The sequence below is a fragment of the Bradyrhizobium sp. TM233 genome (assembly GCF_036247965.1).
GTDB classification, from domain to species: Bacteria; Pseudomonadota; Alphaproteobacteria; order Rhizobiales; family Xanthobacteraceae; genus Bradyrhizobium; species Bradyrhizobium ottawaense.
Genome location: NZ_BTIG01000029.1, coordinates 73546 through 88531, shown reverse-complemented (window position 1 = coordinate 88531; position 14986 = coordinate 73546). Strand labels below are relative to the sequence as shown.

At 64.4% G+C, this 14986-nt stretch carries 16 protein-coding genes; 5 read left to right on the top strand and 11 right to left on the bottom strand.

Annotation, left to right across the window (positions count from 1 at the left end; translation table 11 throughout):
* Positions 1–2 precede the first annotated feature (2 nt).
* Both rsmD and AABA86_RS31950 read right to left on the bottom strand, forming a co-directional pair.
* Positions 3–557 carry a 16S rRNA (guanine(966)-N(2))-methyltransferase RsmD gene (gene rsmD / locus AABA86_RS31955; protein ID WP_338309614.1) on the bottom strand — a complete coding sequence of 185 codons (555 nt, stop codon included), beginning with the start codon at positions 555–557 and terminating at the stop codon, positions 3–5.
* 2 nt (positions 558–559) lie between these two features.
* Entirely contained in the window at positions 560–2689 is a 2130-nt protein-coding gene (locus AABA86_RS31950; protein WP_338309613.1) for a pseudouridine synthase, read from the bottom strand.
* 119 nt (positions 2690–2808) lie between these two features.
* On the opposite strand from AABA86_RS31950, the gene AABA86_RS31945 reads away from it, so the two are divergent.
* Positions 2809–3267 (top strand): nucleoside deaminase, encoded by a 459-nt coding sequence (locus AABA86_RS31945; RefSeq protein WP_011090228.1) that lies wholly within the window; start codon positions 2809–2811, stop codon positions 3265–3267.
* Positions 3268–3374: 107 nt separating this feature from the next.
* On the opposite strand, the gene AABA86_RS31940 is transcribed toward AABA86_RS31945, so the two are convergent.
* Both AABA86_RS31940 and purD read right to left on the bottom strand, forming a co-directional pair.
* Positions 3375–4277 (bottom strand): alpha/beta fold hydrolase, encoded by a 903-nt coding sequence (locus AABA86_RS31940; RefSeq protein WP_338309612.1) that lies wholly within the window; start codon positions 4275–4277, stop codon positions 3375–3377.
* A gap of 189 nt (positions 4278–4466) precedes the next feature.
* On the bottom strand, positions 4467–5750 hold the full coding sequence (purD, locus tag AABA86_RS31935; RefSeq protein WP_338309610.1) for a phosphoribosylamine--glycine ligase: 1284 nt from the start codon (positions 5748–5750) through the stop codon (positions 4467–4469).
* A gap of 490 nt (positions 5751–6240) precedes the next feature.
* Between purD and AABA86_RS31930 the strand changes: the two genes are divergently transcribed.
* The gene (locus AABA86_RS31930) at positions 6241–6864 is read left to right on the top strand and encodes a hypothetical protein (RefSeq protein WP_338309609.1); all 624 of its coding nucleotides are present in this window, start codon (positions 6241–6243) and stop codon (positions 6862–6864) included.
* 455 nt (positions 6865–7319) lie between these two features.
* On the opposite strand, the gene AABA86_RS31925 is transcribed toward AABA86_RS31930, so the two are convergent.
* Genes AABA86_RS31925 through AABA86_RS31915 form a run of 3 tightly spaced genes read right to left on the bottom strand, consistent with a single transcriptional unit; the run spans position 7320 to position 9276 of the window.
* Positions 7320–7619, bottom strand: a complete 300-nt coding sequence (locus AABA86_RS31925; protein ID WP_200296180.1) for a winged helix-turn-helix domain-containing protein — start codon at positions 7617–7619, stop codon at positions 7320–7322.
* Positions 7619–8173, bottom strand: a complete 555-nt coding sequence (locus AABA86_RS31920; RefSeq protein ID WP_338309608.1) for a hypothetical protein — start codon at positions 8171–8173, stop codon at positions 7619–7621. Before AABA86_RS31920 ends, AABA86_RS31925 begins: the two co-directional genes overlap by 1 nt.
* The gene (locus tag AABA86_RS31915) at positions 8170–9276 is read right to left on the bottom strand and encodes an alpha/beta hydrolase (protein WP_338309607.1); all 1107 of its coding nucleotides are present in this window, start codon (positions 9274–9276) and stop codon (positions 8170–8172) included. The genes AABA86_RS31920 and AABA86_RS31915 overlap by 4 nt, the downstream gene beginning before the upstream one ends.
* Before the next feature lie 138 nt (positions 9277–9414).
* On the opposite strand from AABA86_RS31915, the gene xseA reads away from it, so the two are divergent.
* Positions 9415–11037 carry an exodeoxyribonuclease VII large subunit gene (gene xseA / locus AABA86_RS31910; RefSeq protein WP_338309652.1) on the top strand — a complete coding sequence of 541 codons (1623 nt, stop codon included), beginning with the start codon at positions 9415–9417 and terminating at the stop codon, positions 11035–11037.
* Between the two features lie 251 nt (positions 11038–11288).
* Here the strand turns inward: xseA and AABA86_RS31905 are convergent, their stop codons facing one another.
* Positions 11289–11435: a hypothetical protein gene (locus tag AABA86_RS31905; RefSeq protein ID WP_338309606.1), complete on the bottom strand. Its 147-nt coding sequence runs from the start codon at positions 11433–11435 to the stop codon at positions 11289–11291.
* A 267-nt stretch (positions 11436–11702) separates the two neighbouring features.
* Positions 11703–12527 carry a dienelactone hydrolase family protein gene (locus AABA86_RS31900; RefSeq protein WP_338309605.1) on the bottom strand — a complete coding sequence of 275 codons (825 nt, stop codon included), beginning with the start codon at positions 12525–12527 and terminating at the stop codon, positions 11703–11705.
* A 190-nt stretch (positions 12528–12717) separates the two neighbouring features.
* On the opposite strand from AABA86_RS31900, the gene AABA86_RS31895 reads away from it, so the two are divergent.
* Positions 12718–12945 (top strand): DUF2093 domain-containing protein, encoded by a 228-nt coding sequence (locus AABA86_RS31895; RefSeq protein ID WP_018321926.1) that lies wholly within the window; start codon positions 12718–12720, stop codon positions 12943–12945.
* A gap of 130 nt (positions 12946–13075) precedes the next feature.
* Here AABA86_RS31895 and AABA86_RS31890 read toward each other — a convergent pair whose 3' ends face one another.
* On the bottom strand, positions 13076–13390 hold the full coding sequence (locus AABA86_RS31890; protein WP_212253315.1) for a hypothetical protein: 315 nt from the start codon (positions 13388–13390) through the stop codon (positions 13076–13078).
* Positions 13391–13897: 507 nt separating this feature from the next.
* Between AABA86_RS31890 and AABA86_RS31885 the strand changes: the two genes are divergently transcribed.
* Complete coding sequence (locus AABA86_RS31885; RefSeq protein ID WP_246551052.1) at positions 13898–14095, top strand: hypothetical protein; 198 nt, start codon at positions 13898–13900, stop codon at positions 14093–14095.
* Between the two features lie 369 nt (positions 14096–14464).
* Here AABA86_RS31885 and AABA86_RS31880 read toward each other — a convergent pair whose 3' ends face one another.
* Positions 14465–14800: a GYD domain-containing protein gene (locus AABA86_RS31880; RefSeq protein ID WP_212253313.1), complete on the bottom strand. Its 336-nt coding sequence runs from the start codon at positions 14798–14800 to the stop codon at positions 14465–14467.
* Between the last annotated feature and the right edge of the window lie 186 nt (positions 14801–14986).

Genomic DNA, 14986 nt, shown 5'->3' with positions numbered 1-14986 from the left:
CCCTACGATCTCTTCAAAAACACGAACTCCGTATCGTCATACGCCCGCCGCTCCAATTCCTCGAAGCCATCAGGCGCCACGAACTGCGCGGCCTTCGCCTCCTCGACCACAATCAACGCGCCGGGCGTCAGCCAGCCGCCATCGCGCAAGGAGGCCAGCGCCTTCTCCGCAAGACCCTTGCCGTAGGGCGGATCGAGGAACGCCAGCGAGAACGGCTCGACGGGATGCGCGGGGCCGAGATCGGTCGCATCGCGGCGATACACTTTGGTCACGCCGCCGAGGCCGAGCGACTCGACGTTATTGCGCAGCAGCGCCCGTGCTTCCGCACCGTTGTCGACGAACAGCGTGAACTTTGCGCCGCGTGACGAGGCTTCGATGCCGAGCGCGCCGGTGCCGGCGAAGAGATCGAGCACGCGCGCGTCTTGAATCGGATCGTCATAGGCGTGCACGAGGATGTTGAACACGGACTCGCGCAGGCGGTCCGCCGTGGGGCGGATGTCGCGCGAGGACGGTGAGGCGAGATTACGCCCCTTCAAACGACCGCCGACGACGCGCAACCCTAGTCCTCCTTCGGCGTCAGGTCGCGCTTGCCGTGATAGCCGCGCTTGGGACGGCGCGGCGGGCCGTAGCCGCTGGCCTCTTCCTCGTTGCGCTCGCGCGCCTCCTCGCTACCGGTGCGCTGCACCAGCACGCGGCGGCCCTTGCGGTCGTTGATCACCGCGCGCTTGCTGGCGGGCTTCGTCTCGCGCGGCGCGTCGTCGACGCGCGAGGCGGATTTCGAGGGCACGTCGAACTGCGCCCCCGACTTCTCGATCACCTTGTCGCCGAGCTGGTCGCGCAGCACGCGCGACTTGATCTCCTCGACCTGCCCTTCCGGAACTTCGCCGAGCTGGAACGGACCATAGGAGACCCGGATCAGCCGGTTCACCTCGAGCCCGAGATGGGCGCAGACATTGCGCACCTCGCGGTTCTTGCCTTCGCGGATCGCGAACACCAGCCAGACATTGGCGCCCTGGTCGCGCTCCAGCGTCGCTTCGATCGGACCGTATTTGACGCCCTCGACCTCGATGCCGTTCTTGAGCTCGTCGAGTTGCGCCTGGGTGACGTCGCCATGGGCGCGAACGCGGTAGCGGCGCAGCCAGCCGGTATCGGGAAGCTCGAGCGTGCGCGCGAGGCCGCCGTCATTGGTGAGCAGCAGCAGGCCCTCGGTGTTGAAATCCAGCCGGCCGATCGAGATCAGCCGCGGCAGGCCTTCGGGCAGATTGTCGAACACGGTCGGACGACCCTCGGGGTCGTCATGCGTGGTCATCAGTCCGCGCGGCTTGTGATAGAGGAACAGCCGCGTGCGCTCGCGCTCCGGCAACGGCTTGCCGTCGACCAGAACGACGTCGTTCTTTGTAATGTCGAGCGCCGGCGAGTTGATGACGCGGCCGTTGACGGTGACGCGGCCCTGCGTGACCATCTCCTCGGCGTCGCGGCGCGAGGCAAGCCCCGCGCGGGCCAGCGCCTTGGCGATGCGCTCGCCGGCCTTCTTCGGCTTCGGCTCTTCCTCCCGGCGCGGCCGCCGGTCGAAATCACGGTCGCGCTCGCGATAGGCGCCGCGGCCGCCGAAGGCGGGGCGTTTCTCGAAAATCCGGCTCTCGTCCTCGTTTTCACGGCGCGGGCGATCGCCGAAACGGCCCTCGCTGCGCGGATGCTCGTGCCAATCGGAGCGGCCTTCCGAGCGCTCGCGCGGACGATTGAATTTCGGCCGGTCGCCGCCGCGGTCGCCATCGCCGTCGCGACGGGGCCGATCGAACTTCGGACGATCGTCGCGCGGCCGATCGAATTTGGGCCGCTCGCGGAACGGGCGATCACCCGAGGCGCGATCGTCGCGCGAACGCGAGAACCGGGGACGGTCCTCGCCGCCTTCGCGCTTTTGCCAGGGCTTGTCCCCGCCGCGGTCACGACCGCCGAAATCCTTGCGCGGCCCGCGATCCCCACGGTCGCGTTCGCGATCCGGTGCGCCTCGCGAAAACTTTCGCTCGCCGTCGAACTTGCGCTCCGGACGGTCGCCACGCGGCGCACGATCACCGCGATCGAAATTCGGGCGATCTCCACGCGGCTTAAAACTGCGCTCGCCACGATCTTCGCGCGGCCCGCGATCGGGTGCGCCCCGCGAGAACTTCCGCTCGCCGTCGAACTTGCGTTCCGGGCGGTCGCCACGCGGCGCGTAGGGCTTCTTGTCGCCAAACTTTCTGTCACCGGTCCGGCCGGCCGGGCGGGAATCGTCACGATCCCTGCGCGGCGGACGGTCGTCGCGGCCATAGGACGGGCGATCGCCACGCGGCTTGAAGGGACGCTTCTCGCCGTCGCGCGAGGAGCGATCGGAAAACGGACGGTCGCCGCGGGGCTTGAAGCTGCGCTCGCCACGCTCCGCGCCGCCGCGGTCGTCGCGCTTGAACTTCGGCCGATCGCTGAAATCGCGGCGCGGCGCATCGCCCTCCTCGCGGCGGCGGAAGGGTTGACCCTCGCGGGGCGCGCGGCTGTCGCGGTCGCCACGGGGCGGGCGGGCGTCGCTCCTGCCCTCGGGGCCGCGCTTGGCGAACTTCTTCTCGGGACCGCGCGGCTTGCCGGACCGGCCCTTGGGCGGGCCGCCTCGATCACGCCGGCCGCGGGAATCGTTGTCTTTGTCGCTGTCGCGAGGCATGAATGATCTCACTCAGGGGGTAGCCAAAAAGCTTTGTGCGCGCTCGTTCCGAGCCGCAAGCTCAGGCAAAATCGGTAAGCACTTCTGCTGAAGGCGCAGCTACTAGCAGGTTTCTGGCGATGATACGAGGCTTGAAAGCCCCCTCTTTCATGGATTTGGCGCTCAAAACGGCCGAAAATGCCGGAAAGGCGGGCGAAGTTCCGATCGGCTGCGTGGTGGTCCGCAATTACGAGGTGATCGCCACCGCGGCGAACCGGACGCTGACCGATTACGACCCCACTGCTCACGCCGAGATCGTCGCGCTGCGCGAGGCGGCGAAAAAGATCGGCAGCGAGCGCCTGGTGGACTGCGACCTCTACGTGACGCTGGAGCCCTGCACCATGTGTGCGGGCGCGATCTCGTTTGCAAGGGTCAGGCGGCTCTATTACGGCGCCGCCGATCCCAAGGGCGGCGCGGTGGAATCAGGCGTGCGGTTCTTCGCCTCGCCGACCTGCCATCATGCCCCGGATGTCTATTCCGGCGTCGGCGAGAGCGAGGCGGCGCGGCTGCTCAAGGAGTTCTTTCGCGAGCGGCGGTAATCCGGCGTCGCGTAGCCCGGATGGAGCGAAGCGCAATCCGGGACAGTGTCGCCGCGCTGACTAACAGACCCCGGATTTCGCTTCGCTCCATCCGGGCTACAAGATCGTTAAGCCGTGAAGAACTCCCGCAACGCCTTCGCGGTCACGTCCGGATTCTCCTCGGTGAGGAAGTGACCGGAATCCACCGGCATGCCCTCCACGTTGGTCGCCCATTGCTGCCAGGTGTCGAGCGGCGTCGCGGCGGCCTGGGCCACGCCGGCGTTGCCCCACAGCGCCAGCATGGGAATGGTGATCTTCTTGCCGGCTTCGAAATCGGCCTTGTCGAGGTCGTAGTCGAAATAGGCGCCGGCGCGGTAGTCCTCGCACATCGCATGCACGCGGGCGGGATCGCGGAACGGGGCGATGTAGTGCTCGAGCGCGCGCGGGTCGATGGCATCCAGCGTCCTCGACCTGGTCTGGCTCGCCATCTTGAAGCGCAGGAAGAACTCGCCATTGCTCGAGATCAGCGTCTCCGGCAGCGGATAGGGCTGCGCCAGGAAGGTCCAGTGATAGATCTTCAGCGCGTAGGCGCGGTTCATCCGCTCCCAGTAATTATAGGTCGGCAGGATATCGAGCACCGCGAGCTTCGACAGCCGGCCCGGATGGTCGAGCGCGAGGCGATAGGAGACGCGACCGCCGCGGTCGTGGCCGGCCAGTGCGAAGTGGACGTGGCCGAGCCGCTCCATCACCTCCACCATCGCCTTGGCCATGGCGCGCTTGCTGTAGGGGATGTGCAGCGCATCGCTCTCGGGCATGTCGGACCAGCCATAGCCCGGCAGATCGGCGATGATCAGCGTGAAGGCGTCGGCCAGCTCAGGCGCCACGCGGTGCCACATCACGTTGGTCTCGGAGAAGCCGTGCAACAGCAGCAGCGGTGGGCCCTTGCCGCCGACGCGGGCGAAGATGCGGCCGAACGAGGTATTGATCCATTCAGAGCCAAAGCCCGGATAGAGGTCGGCGAGATCGGACATCTTGTTGCATCCTTGAGGGGTCAGTCGGGGCCGGTCCCCGACACCTAAATTTGCGAAAACAACCCCATGCACAGTACCGGTATCATCATCGGGGCTGATAACCCCAACGACCGATTGCACATTCTGGCGGGCTGATGTGGCGATCCGGTGACGCCAACCGCGCCGAGCTCGCTCTGGACGAGCCCTCGACTAGCCCTTGGCCTTCTCCGCCTCCACCGCCTGCCAGCCGATGTCGCGGCGGCAGAAGCCCTCGGGCCAGTTGATGCGGTCGACGGCCTGGTAGGCGCGCGCCTGCGCCTCCGTCACGGTCTTGCCGAGCGCGCAGACATTGAGCACGCGGCCGCCATTGGCGAGGATGGCGCCGTCCTTCGCGACCGTGCCGGCGTGGAAGATCTCGACGGTGTCCACCCTGGCGGCGTCATCGAGCCCCTCGATGCGCGTGCCCTTCTGGTAGTCGCCGGGATAACCCTTGGCCGCCATCACCACCGTGAGCGCGGAGTCCGGATGCCAGCGCAGATCGAAATTCTTCAGCTGGCCGTCGCAGGCGGCGAGGAAGGCCGGCACGATGTCCGACATCATGCGCAGCATCAGCACCTGGCATTCGGGGTCGCCGAAGCGGACGTTGAACTCGAACAGCTTTGGGCCCTGCGTCGTCAGCATGATCCCGGCATAGAGCACGCCGCGGAACGGCGTGCCGCGCTGCTTCATGCCGGCGACCGTCGGCAAGATGATCTTCGCCATGATCGCGTCGTGGATGGCGGGCGTCACCAGCGGCGTCGGCGAATAGGCGCCCATGCCGCCGGTGTTCGGGCCGACATCGTGGTCGAACACGCGCTTGTGGTCCTGCGCGGAGGCCAGCGGGATCGCGGTCTCGCCGTCGCACAGCGCGAAGAAGCTGATCTCGCGGCCGGGCAGAAACTCCTCGATCACGACCTCCGCGCCGGCCTCGCCAAAGGCGCCCTCGAACATCATGGCGATGGCGTCCTCGGCCTCGCGCACGGTTTTCGCGACGACGACGCCCTTGCCGGCGGCAAGCCCGTCGGCCTTCACCACGATCGGCGCGCCCTGGCTCTGCACATAGGCGCGCGCGTCATCGGCGTTGGTGAAGCGCTTGTAGGCGCCTGTGGGAATGCCGAATTCGGTGCACAGCGCCTTGGTAAACCCCTTGGAGCTTTCGAGCTGGGCGGGGATCCTGCTCGGGCCGAACGCCTTGATGCCGGCAGCGGCAAGATCGTCGACGATGCCGGCCGCCAGCGGCGTCTCCGGTCCGACCACCACGAGCTCGACCTTGTTCGTCTTGCAGAACTCGATCACCGCAGCATGGTCGGCGACATCGAGCGCCACGCATTCGGCCTCCCTGGCGATGCCGGCATTGCCGGGCGCGCACCAGAATTTGGTCACCAGGGGCGAGGCCGCGATCTTCCACGCCAGGGCATGTTCGCGGCCGCCGGAACCAAGCAGGAGAATGTGCATCGAAGGCTCAGAAATGAGGGAGTTGCTGGGAGCGGAGGTCGCACGAATCGGGGCGGGCCTCAAGGGGAAACGGCCTAACCTTTCCGTCAGCATTGTGAACTTCGCACACCACTAGTTGCGCAAAGTTCACAAATCAGTCTGACTAAGCGAGCCGTCATCGGCACCATTCTGTGATTCGGCGAGCAGCCGAAGGTCCAAATGCGCGCGCCCCGCTGGGAGGGGCGGACCTGCGGGTAGATTGCCCGCGCAACAGAAAGGAGATCGCCATGCGAAGACATGGCACTAGTCGGAAGCCAGTTTTTGTAAACGCGTATGACCGATTTCGCTACGGTCGATGGGAGAGCGTCTGCTCCCATTACCGATCGCTACCGGGTCAACTGTCCTTCGACTTTTGATGAGGGGAAGCACCGGTTTCCCTAGCGTCCGCCGATGACGGCAACTCGTTCCGGCCTTCCTCGCGAGGGGACTTACCGGGTTGTTTTAGCGTCGCATGAAGCTTCCTCTGACCCGCAACCTTCTCGATTTGGACCTCTTGGCAATGGCTAAAGATACCATCAGAGTTAGTAAGCTCGACGCGGCACGCCGACAGCTTCGGACAGCCATATCACTTTGGTTCAACGGCGGCGATCCAGTGGCGATCCATACACTGGCATTCGCTTCTTATGAGGTGCTCCACTACATCAGCGAAAAGCGCGACCCTTACAGACGCGATCTGATCTTTGATACGTTTACAGTCAAGGACGAATACCGGCGCTACTGGAACCAAAAGGTGCGCAAGGAAGCCAACTTCTTCAAACATGCAGACAGGGACGGCGACTCGGTGATCGAGTTCAACACATCCCTCTCTGAATACTTCATTTTCTTCGCCATTTTGGCCCGTAGTCTTTGCGGCGAGACCGAGAGCGACGAAGAATCAGCCTTCCTAAGATGGATGCATATCAATCGGCCCGACCTCCTTTTGGAGCAGGGAAAGGTTAGCATCACAAATAGCCTCAAGGCCGAAGATATTGAGTGGATCAGAACCCGGCCCAGGAGTGAGTTTTTCGACCATTTCTTGCAGGCGAGACGAAACGTTGGCACTCTCAATGCACGCTTCAGCCTCCCGGTCGATTAACCAAGCGTCCGCTCTTAAAACGCGGACGTCTCCATACTCGCTGCTTAAAATAAAAGAACACCGGTGACAGCCCGCGAAGCCATGAAGACGCTGTTAATTACGAACGAGTCCTTAGAGCGCGAGATGGAAGAGCGCGTATCTCGCGGGTACATTTGCGCATCGAACGCGGGCGGTTCAATACTTACCCGGATGAGACTTGACATGGCAATTACGGTGACGGTGCTGGACTGCACCCCTGAAGTGAGACACGATAGTTTCAGTAACAGGTGCGGTTGTCACGAAGCGTTACCGCAAGGTTGATTTGCGCCAATGCGCTTTCGAACTCAGGTGGCCGATGCCTCACCCGTCATTCCGGGACGCGCGTAGCGCGAGCCCGGAATCCATCGGGCCGCAGCATTCGTGGATGAATGGATTCCGGGCTCGTCGCTTCGCGACGCCCCGGAATGACGAGAGAATCAAACCTGCTTCCCCGCAATGATCTCCTGCAACGTCGCCACATGCCGCGCGAACGCGCCGCGCCCTGCAGCCGTGGCCGTCACCGTCGTCTGCGGCTTCTTGCCGACGAACGCCTTCTCCACCGAAACGTACCCTGCCTTCGCCAGCGTCTCGATGTGCGCGCCGAGATTGCCGTCGGTGGCGCCGGTGAGTTTTTTCAGTCGCGAGAACTCAAGGCCAGCTGAAACCGGCAGCGCGTTCAGTGCCGCCATGATCTTCAGCCGCAGCGGCTGGTGGATGATGTCGTCGAGCTCGGCCATCAGATCCGCCGCATCCAGAGGCCGCCGAGGATCAGGCCTCCGCCATTGACGAAAGCCATCCAGAGCGGGAACGCCTCGCCGATATAGAAGAAGCCGATCAGCGTCAGGGCGGAGATGCCAAGACCGATCGCCACGAAGGCATAGCCGAACCACAGCCCCGCCAGCGTGTAGAACAGCATGAAATAGATCGGCCAGAACGTCCCCAATTGGCGCGGACCGAAATGACCGACGACGCTGGTGACGAGATAGCCGAAGGCGAAGAACAGCGCGAATATCAGGAACAACCTGAGGGCAACGCCGGCGCCGAAGGGGTGACTTGATGGATTGAGCACGCGAAGTGCAATCAGGCCGCCGACGCCGAAAACATCCGCGGCAACCCAGGCGTAGGCCGCGTAGATCGGCCAAAGCCAGGTCACGAGATTGGCTGCGAACACCAGCACGCCCCACCAGACCGCAGCTAAGCTCGCCAGCTCGTAGAGCTGCGATTGCTTCACGCGCTGGACGATGTCGTCGATATCGGCCAGCGCTGCGGACGCCTCCCTGCTGTCGATCATGACTGCCCTGCCCCGCGCGTTGCGACGTCCTCGGCGATCACCGAGATCGCTTTCGGATGGGTGACGATGCCCATGTGGTTGATGCCGTCAATGACCTTGACGTCGACCGACGGCTTCACCGCTTGCACGACTTCAGCATATTTGTCCGAGATCATCATCTCGTCCTCGGCGCCGCCGAAGATCGTGACCGGACGCGTGGTTGCCGGAAGATCGACGCGATAGCCGCGCGTCGCGAAATTGCGCGTCAGGCGATCCGAATAAATGGAGACGAGGTACTTCGCCGAGGTCGGCGGCACCGCCAGGGCCAGCACCGGAAGCTGCGAACAGCAGTCGATGCCGAGCTTGCGCAGCGCCGTCAGGCCCAGGAAGCGCGGGACATTGAAATTGGCCCAGCCGCCGGCGTTCGGCCTGTTGGTCGGCGCGTCATAGCCGAGATAGGGCGCGAGCAGCACGGTGCGCACGAACATGTCCTGCATGATCGGCGTCGCGGCGACGCGCAGCGAGAAACCGGCACCGGCGGAATGGCCGATCAAGGTGAGCGGCAGGTCCGGCGCGGTCTTGCGAATCTCGGCGACGAAATCGACGAGGTCGTCCTCGAGCTGGCCGACATAGCCGATATCGCCGCGCGTGCCGGAGCCGCCATGGCCGCGGATGTCGAGCGCCCAGGTCTCCACCCCGCGCGAGGCGATCGCGTGGGTCAGCGCATGGTTGACGGTGCCGCTGGAGCCGGACGAGCCGTGGATGAAGATCGCACCCCGGCCTGCCGCCGGGCCCCCGGAGCCATTTCCGTTCCGATGGGATCGGGCTCCGGATTCTTGTTTTGACGCGTTTTCTTCACGCGAACCGGCTTCCACTTCGCTTGAAAACGCATTGGCCGCGTAGTGGCGATAGCCGATCCAGGTGCCGTCGCGGGCCTGGAAGCGCTCCAGCGCAGGCAGGGTAGACCAGTCGATCCCCTTGGCGGAGTCGGAGACCGACCGCATCTCGGGCGGGCGCTCGAGCGGCGTTGCGATCATCGCTGTCAGGATCAGCGCCACGCCGCCGACCGCACACAGGACCCATTTCAGGCCATTCAAAATGCCGCGCAGCAACCGGACCGCCATTGTTCCATCTCCTCAAACGCATCAATCAATAGAGAACTCTATAAAACAGAGTACTCTTTTGATCAACCCCTGGATTGGCGCCGCACGGCGAAAATCCTTAACGTCGGGTCTGACCCCAAAATGCCGAATCGTGTGCCGATGCCGCCTGCGGAACAACTGAACAACGCGTTTGAATTCACCGTCTCCGAGCTCTCCCAGTCCCTGAAGCGGACTGTGGAGGATACCTACGGCCATGTCCGGGTCCGCGGCGAGATCTCGGGGTTCCGGGGCGCCCATTCCTCCGGCCATTGCTATTTCGCGCTCAAGGACGAGAACGCCAAGATCGAGGCGGTGATCTGGAAGGGCGTGCACGGCCGGATGCGCTTCAAGCCCCAGGAAGGGCTCGAGGTCATCGCCACCGGCAAGCTCACGACCTATCCGGGCTCCTCGAAATACCAGATCGTGATCGAGGCGCTGGAGCCGGCCGGCATCGGCGCGCTGATGGCGCTGATGGAGGAGCGCAAGAAGAAGCTCGCCGCGGAAGGGTTGTTCGACGAAGCGCGCAAGCAGCTGCTGCCGTGGTTGCCCGAGGTGATCGGCGTCGTGACCTCGCCGACCGGCGCCGTGATCCGCGACATCCTGCATCGGCTGGAGGACCGCTTTCCCCGCCGCGTGCTGGTGTGGCCGGTGAAGGTGCAGGGCGACGGCTCGGCCGAGCAGGTCGCGGCCGCCATCCGCGGCTTCAACGCGCTGCCTGAAGGCGGCAGGATTCCGCGGCCCGACGTGCTGATCGTCGCGCGCGGCGGCGGCTCGCTGGAGGATCTCTGGTCGTTCAACGAGGAGATCGTGGTGCGGGCCGCGGCCGAGAGCATGATCCCGCTGATCTCGGCGGTGGGGCACGAGACCGACATCACGCTGATCGACTTCGTCGCCGACAAGCGCGCGCCGACGCCGACGGCAGCGGCCGAGATGGCGGTGCCGGTGCGCAGCGAATTGTTCGTCGAGGTCGCCGATCTCGGGCGCCGCACCCGCGCCTATTGGCAACGCAGCCAGGAGAGCCGCCGCAGCGAGCTGCGCGCCGCCGCACGCGCGCTGCCCGCGGCCGGCGATCTGCTCGCCATTCCGAGGCAACGGCTGGATTCGGCGGGCGCATCCCTGCCCCGCTGTCTCAAGGCCAACACCCACGCGCATTTCCGAAGGTTCACCGCCGCGAGTTCAAAACTGACGCTGCGGGTGCTGCACGGCCAGATCTCGCAGGCCGACCACCGGCTCACCGTGTGCGGCGAACGGCTCGGGCTGTCCGCGCGCTCGCTGCTGCGGCGTCGGCGCGACCGCTTTGCCGGACTCGAGGTTCGCTTGCGCGCTTCGAAGCTTTCCAATGCGCAGGCGCAGCGCAACGCGATTCTCCGCCAGCGCGAGCGCACGCAGCGTCTTGGCGAACGCGCCGGCCGCGCGCTCGTCACGTTGCTGCAGCGGTTAGAGGCCCGCGTCGAGAACAGCGGCAAGCTGCTATCGGCACTGTCCTATCGCAGCGTGCTCGCGCGCGGCTTCGCGCTGGTGCGGGACGAGGCGGGACATCCGCTGCATGCGGCGGACAGCATCGGGCCGAATGCACGGCTCGAGATCGAGTTCGCGGATGGACGTGTTGCGGCGACCGCGGACGCGGATCGGCCGGCGCCGACGACAAAGCGTGCGCCAGCGCAGCCAAAGTCGGCTGCGGCGGACGCAAAGGCCGCGCCGAAGCGTGTGGGCAAACCGGTGGATCAGGGCAGCTTGTTCTGAGGTGTGAGAACGGCGCCCCACCCTCGGTGTCATTCCCCGCGAAAGCGGGGAATCCAGTACGCCGCAGCTTCTCGATGACTCACAGCCGCCTCGGCGTACTGGATCGCCCGGTCAAGCCGGGCGATGACAGCGATTGTGTGGGTCGCGCGTGTATTCCCAAGCGTCATTGCGAGGAGCTCGCGACAAGATTGCGTAGCAATTTTGCGCTGAAGCGACGAAGCAATGACGGAGCATGTGGGGACAGCATGCCCCTACCGACACGACAATCCCGCGTCGATCGTGGTCCAGAAGCCGCAATGGTCCGGCGCGCGCTGGGGGGCGCCGGCATGGGCTTCATACAGGAAGATCGCGACGGTGAAGACGGCCAATGCGGAGAAGAGCGTGAGACGGTTGCGCATGAGGATTGCGTTTAATCGACATCGTGGTCGAACTAAGGCGCCGTCACGTGCTGAAACCCGCGCCGTGCGCGATCCGTAGATTCCCGGTCGGCCATTATCCGTGCAGGGCGGTGGTCGATGCGGGGCTGTCCGCCTGAATTTGTTCCTCGGGCGGCCCCGCTTTGGAAGACCTGTAGCCCGGATGGAGCGAAAGCGTAATCCGGGTTCATGCCACGCGCAGCACTGTCCCGGATTGCGCTGCGCTCCATCCGGGCTACGGCGCTCCCACTACCGCGCCAGCCACTGCGCGACGTCCTTCTGCGACTCCGCGCGCGCCTCGGCATCGGTGCCGAGGTGACCGCGCTCGGGTGCGGCGGCATCGTTGCTGCCACTGGCCGCGTGCAGCGGCGTGTTGGCGCGGTCGAAATCGTGATAGGCGCCGGGATAGACCACGATGCGTGCGAGCGCGCTGCGGCCATGCGCGCCCTCGACCATCTGGCGGCAGGCCGGCGGCGAGGAGACATCGTCATTGGCGCCGATCAGCACCAGGGTCGGCACCCGCGTGCTCCAGCCGAGACCGGCGGAGATCCGGCAGTCCGGATAGAACGCGATGGCGGCGCGGAAATCGGGTCCCACCTCGCGCGCCGCGCTCTGCGGACGCACCGCCCAGAGCAGCGCGCTGGCGCCATTGGCCCAGCCCATCAGGCTGACGCGATCGCGCGCCACCCAGGACTGCTTCATCAGCCAGGCGCGTGAGGCCGCAATATCGGTGACGCGCTCGCGCCGCGCCTTGACGTGCATCTCCTTGACGCGGCATTGCGGCCCGAGCTCGCGCGAGCCGTAGCTGTCCGGCAGCAGCACGGCATTGCCCGCCCTGAGCAGGCGCTCGGCCCACTCGCGATAGTGCGGCAGCACGGGATCGGAATGGCTACCGAGGCCTCCGCAGCCGTGCAGCGCGATCACGGCCGGAAACGGCCCCGCACCTTCAGGCTTGTAGAGCTGCGCATGCAGCACGCCGGACGCCAGCGGAATATCGACCGGCTGCGGCGCCGGCGCGGCACGCGCGGCCGACATCAGCAGCGTCAGGAACAGGGCGGTCAGTGGAAGGCGCATCGGACTCTGCCATAGGAGATGCCGGAACCAGCGGTCCTTCGCGCAAGCACTATCATGCGGAAACGGCGGCAAAACATCACAAACCGGTGGGTTTACCGGGCGGACAAGCCACCCTATCTATGCTACATCCCGTCCAACGCACCGTGCCCTCCAGTTTCGACGGAGAGGCCTTCCACGGAGACTTTCGACCGTGCTGAACAAGTTCGGCCCCTCGGGCCATGGCGAAGCGCAAGTGCAATATCTCGACGGCGACTTCCGCGTGATCTCGCCGGGGACCTTCGTGCGCTGTGCCATCACCGACACGCGGATTCCGCTCGACGAGCTGAAGTACTGGAGCGTGGATTTGCAGGAAGCCTACGCCACACCCGCCGCGGTGCTGCAGCGGCATTTCCCCGGCGCGCCGAAACCGCAGCAATGAGCTTTCCGCTCTCGTAGGGTGGGCAAAGGCGCAAAGCGCCGTGCCCACCATCTCTCCGTGACCGCGATGGACAAGGTGGGCACGCGTTGCTTTGCCCCGCCGACGAGAGCGAGTTGGTGGCGTCGTTCCGCTATTGCTGCTCGGGACCATCCGCACCCACGCAAGTCTTGATCGCGCTCTTCCTGGCTTCGCCGACGACCTTCTGATCGATCGCCTGCTTCAGGCAATCGAGCCGCGCCTGCGCCATGCAGAGCTGCAGCTGGTCGCGCTTGTCCTGACCTTTCAGGCTTGCCGTCGTGGCCAGACACGTGACGCGCTTGGTCGCGGGAACCGGCACCGTGCTGGTTGGAGCAGCGGGAGCTGCCGCAGGCGGCGTTTGCGCGAACACGGGCGCAACGATCAGACACACAAGGCTGGCGGCAACGGTCCCAGACGGCAGTTTCATCGAATTCTCCCGATCGTCGGAAACCGATAGGCGCTTTGCGATGAATGCCGCCTGAATGGCAGGCTGCTGCAGGGTGGGCAAAGCGCAGCCCCGTGCGGCGTGGCACGAGCGGTGCAGCTTTTCGCGCGTCATGGCGATGAGACGACGTTCGCATGCACATGAACTGCGAGTCTCACCGAGGAAAGATCTCCGCCGTGTCGATCCGCGTTGCATCGACGAGTGCTTGCACTCCGAGGTAAGTCAATTCGCGCTGTGGTGGATTCTTTGTTGCGAATCCGGCGCCCTTAGGTTGTTTGACGAAGTCTGAATGAAACAGAGCGCTGCTATAATGCATGTTAGGTAATTGGCCCTGTTCTTTTTATCGCACAGACAATCAAGTCAACCAAACGGCCCTCGAGCTTTGGAATTGGCGCAGTCTGTGAACGGGCTCATAACGAAGAGCCATCCGACGGGCTACGATCACCTCGAAAATTCGCGGTGGAATTTCTGTAGATCGAAAGTCGAGCGATGGGGGTGATCATGCCCACCATATTGGACCTGCTCTATCGTGAATATTGCCGCGCCCGTCTCGCTGAAATGCGCAAACAGCTTCTGATCGCGGCTGAACGCGCCGAGGCTCACGAAGCGCATCATCATCCTGCGGATCAGGGTGACGATGAAGGGACGGACGCACATCGCAAGACCGGTCGCGGCTTGCCGCATTGAAGTGGCCGAGACCGGCGATCTCTCCCGCGTAGCAGTGACCAAGCAATTGGCAACAGTTTGGGAGTGAGCAATGAATACACCCGAATGCTATACCGTCGTCGTGGCCTGCGTCTCGTGCCTGACCATTATTGGATTAATGGCCGCTGGGGCGTGGTGAGCATGACTGACTGCCGAGCCGCGATACCGGTTCGCGTGAAGAAGGCGCATCCAAGAGGGGAATCCAGAGCTCCGGTTCTGCTTCAATCAGAACCGAAGCTCTAAAGCGCGATGCGATCAGGATGAATCGTCATCGCGCTTTAGGTTGGTTTAAGCAAGATCTTTTCGGAAAACCGCTGCGCCCTTTTCCGGATCATGCTTGAGGTCCGGATGTCAGCTTCCGGGCGGGGTATACGAAGAACGCAGCTTCGCCGCGTTCTGACGGACCTGCTTGATCTCGTCCTGCGTGAACAACCTGGTCAGCTTCACATTCTGCAGGGTGCCCGCGGAGACGGTCAGGCCGGAAATGGCCGGAGCCGCACCCGGATCAGGCACATCGAAAATCACCAAGACCCCTGGGCCGTCGGCCGCAACGCTGTACATCGAAAGCAGCTTTCCGCCGGCTGCTTCGATGAGCTTTCTTGCCGCCTCCTGGCGATCGGTCGTGGGATTCTCCAAAATGGCATTGAGAGCGCGTGGTGTGTATTGTCCGGTGAGGCAAAAATGCATGGCATGTTCTCCTCTGGGTTTTTGGCAATGATTCTCCCTGCCGTTCCGAACTGATCGTTACGGCCGCCGCATCTGAAATGATGAAGGTACTGCCCGCCGTGGGCATGAACGCCGCCGATGATTTCCGGGAGTTCGGCACGTCCCGGTGACGGCTCTCATGGAAGGCTACATCAACTCCCCAACGTG

What these genes read in the sequence shown, in the direction of transcription:
- AABA86_RS31885 (WP_246551052.1), top strand. Translation starts at nt 13,898, where the DNA reads ATGGGGGTGATCATGCCCACCATATTGGACCTGCTCTATCGTGAATAT.
- AABA86_RS31880 (WP_212253313.1), bottom strand. Translation starts at nt 14,800, where the DNA reads ATGCATTTTTGCCTCACCGGACAATACACACCACGCGCTCTCAATGCC.
- AABA86_RS31920 (WP_338309608.1), bottom strand. Translation starts at nt 8,173, where the DNA reads ATGATCGACAGCAGGGAGGCGTCCGCAGCGCTGGCCGATATCGACGAC.
- AABA86_RS31930 (WP_338309609.1), top strand. Translation starts at nt 6,241, where the DNA reads ATGAAGCTTCCTCTGACCCGCAACCTTCTCGATTTGGACCTCTTGGCA.
- AABA86_RS31915 (WP_338309607.1), bottom strand. Translation starts at nt 9,276, where the DNA reads ATGGCGGTCCGGTTGCTGCGCGGCATTTTGAATGGCCTGAAATGGGTC.
- AABA86_RS31950 (WP_338309613.1), bottom strand. Translation starts at nt 2,689, where the DNA reads ATGCCTCGCGACAGCGACAAAGACAACGATTCCCGCGGCCGGCGTGAT.
- AABA86_RS31945 (WP_011090228.1), top strand. Translation starts at nt 2,809, where the DNA reads ATGATACGAGGCTTGAAAGCCCCCTCTTTCATGGATTTGGCGCTCAAA.
- AABA86_RS31900 (WP_338309605.1), bottom strand. Translation starts at nt 12,527, where the DNA reads ATGCGCCTTCCACTGACCGCCCTGTTCCTGACGCTGCTGATGTCGGCC.
- purD (WP_338309610.1), bottom strand. Translation starts at nt 5,750, where the DNA reads ATGCACATTCTCCTGCTTGGTTCCGGCGGCCGCGAACATGCCCTGGCG.
- AABA86_RS31940 (WP_338309612.1), bottom strand. Translation starts at nt 4,277, where the DNA reads ATGTCCGATCTCGCCGACCTCTATCCGGGCTTTGGCTCTGAATGGATC.
- AABA86_RS31925 (WP_200296180.1), bottom strand. Translation starts at nt 7,619, where the DNA reads ATGGCCGAGCTCGACGACATCATCCACCAGCCGCTGCGGCTGAAGATC.
- AABA86_RS31905 (WP_338309606.1), bottom strand. Translation starts at nt 11,435, where the DNA reads ATGCGCAACCGTCTCACGCTCTTCTCCGCATTGGCCGTCTTCACCGTC.
- xseA (WP_338309652.1), top strand. Translation starts at nt 9,415, where the DNA reads ATGCCGCCTGCGGAACAACTGAACAACGCGTTTGAATTCACCGTCTCC.
- AABA86_RS31890 (WP_212253315.1), bottom strand. Translation starts at nt 13,390, where the DNA reads ATGAAACTGCCGTCTGGGACCGTTGCCGCCAGCCTTGTGTGTCTGATC.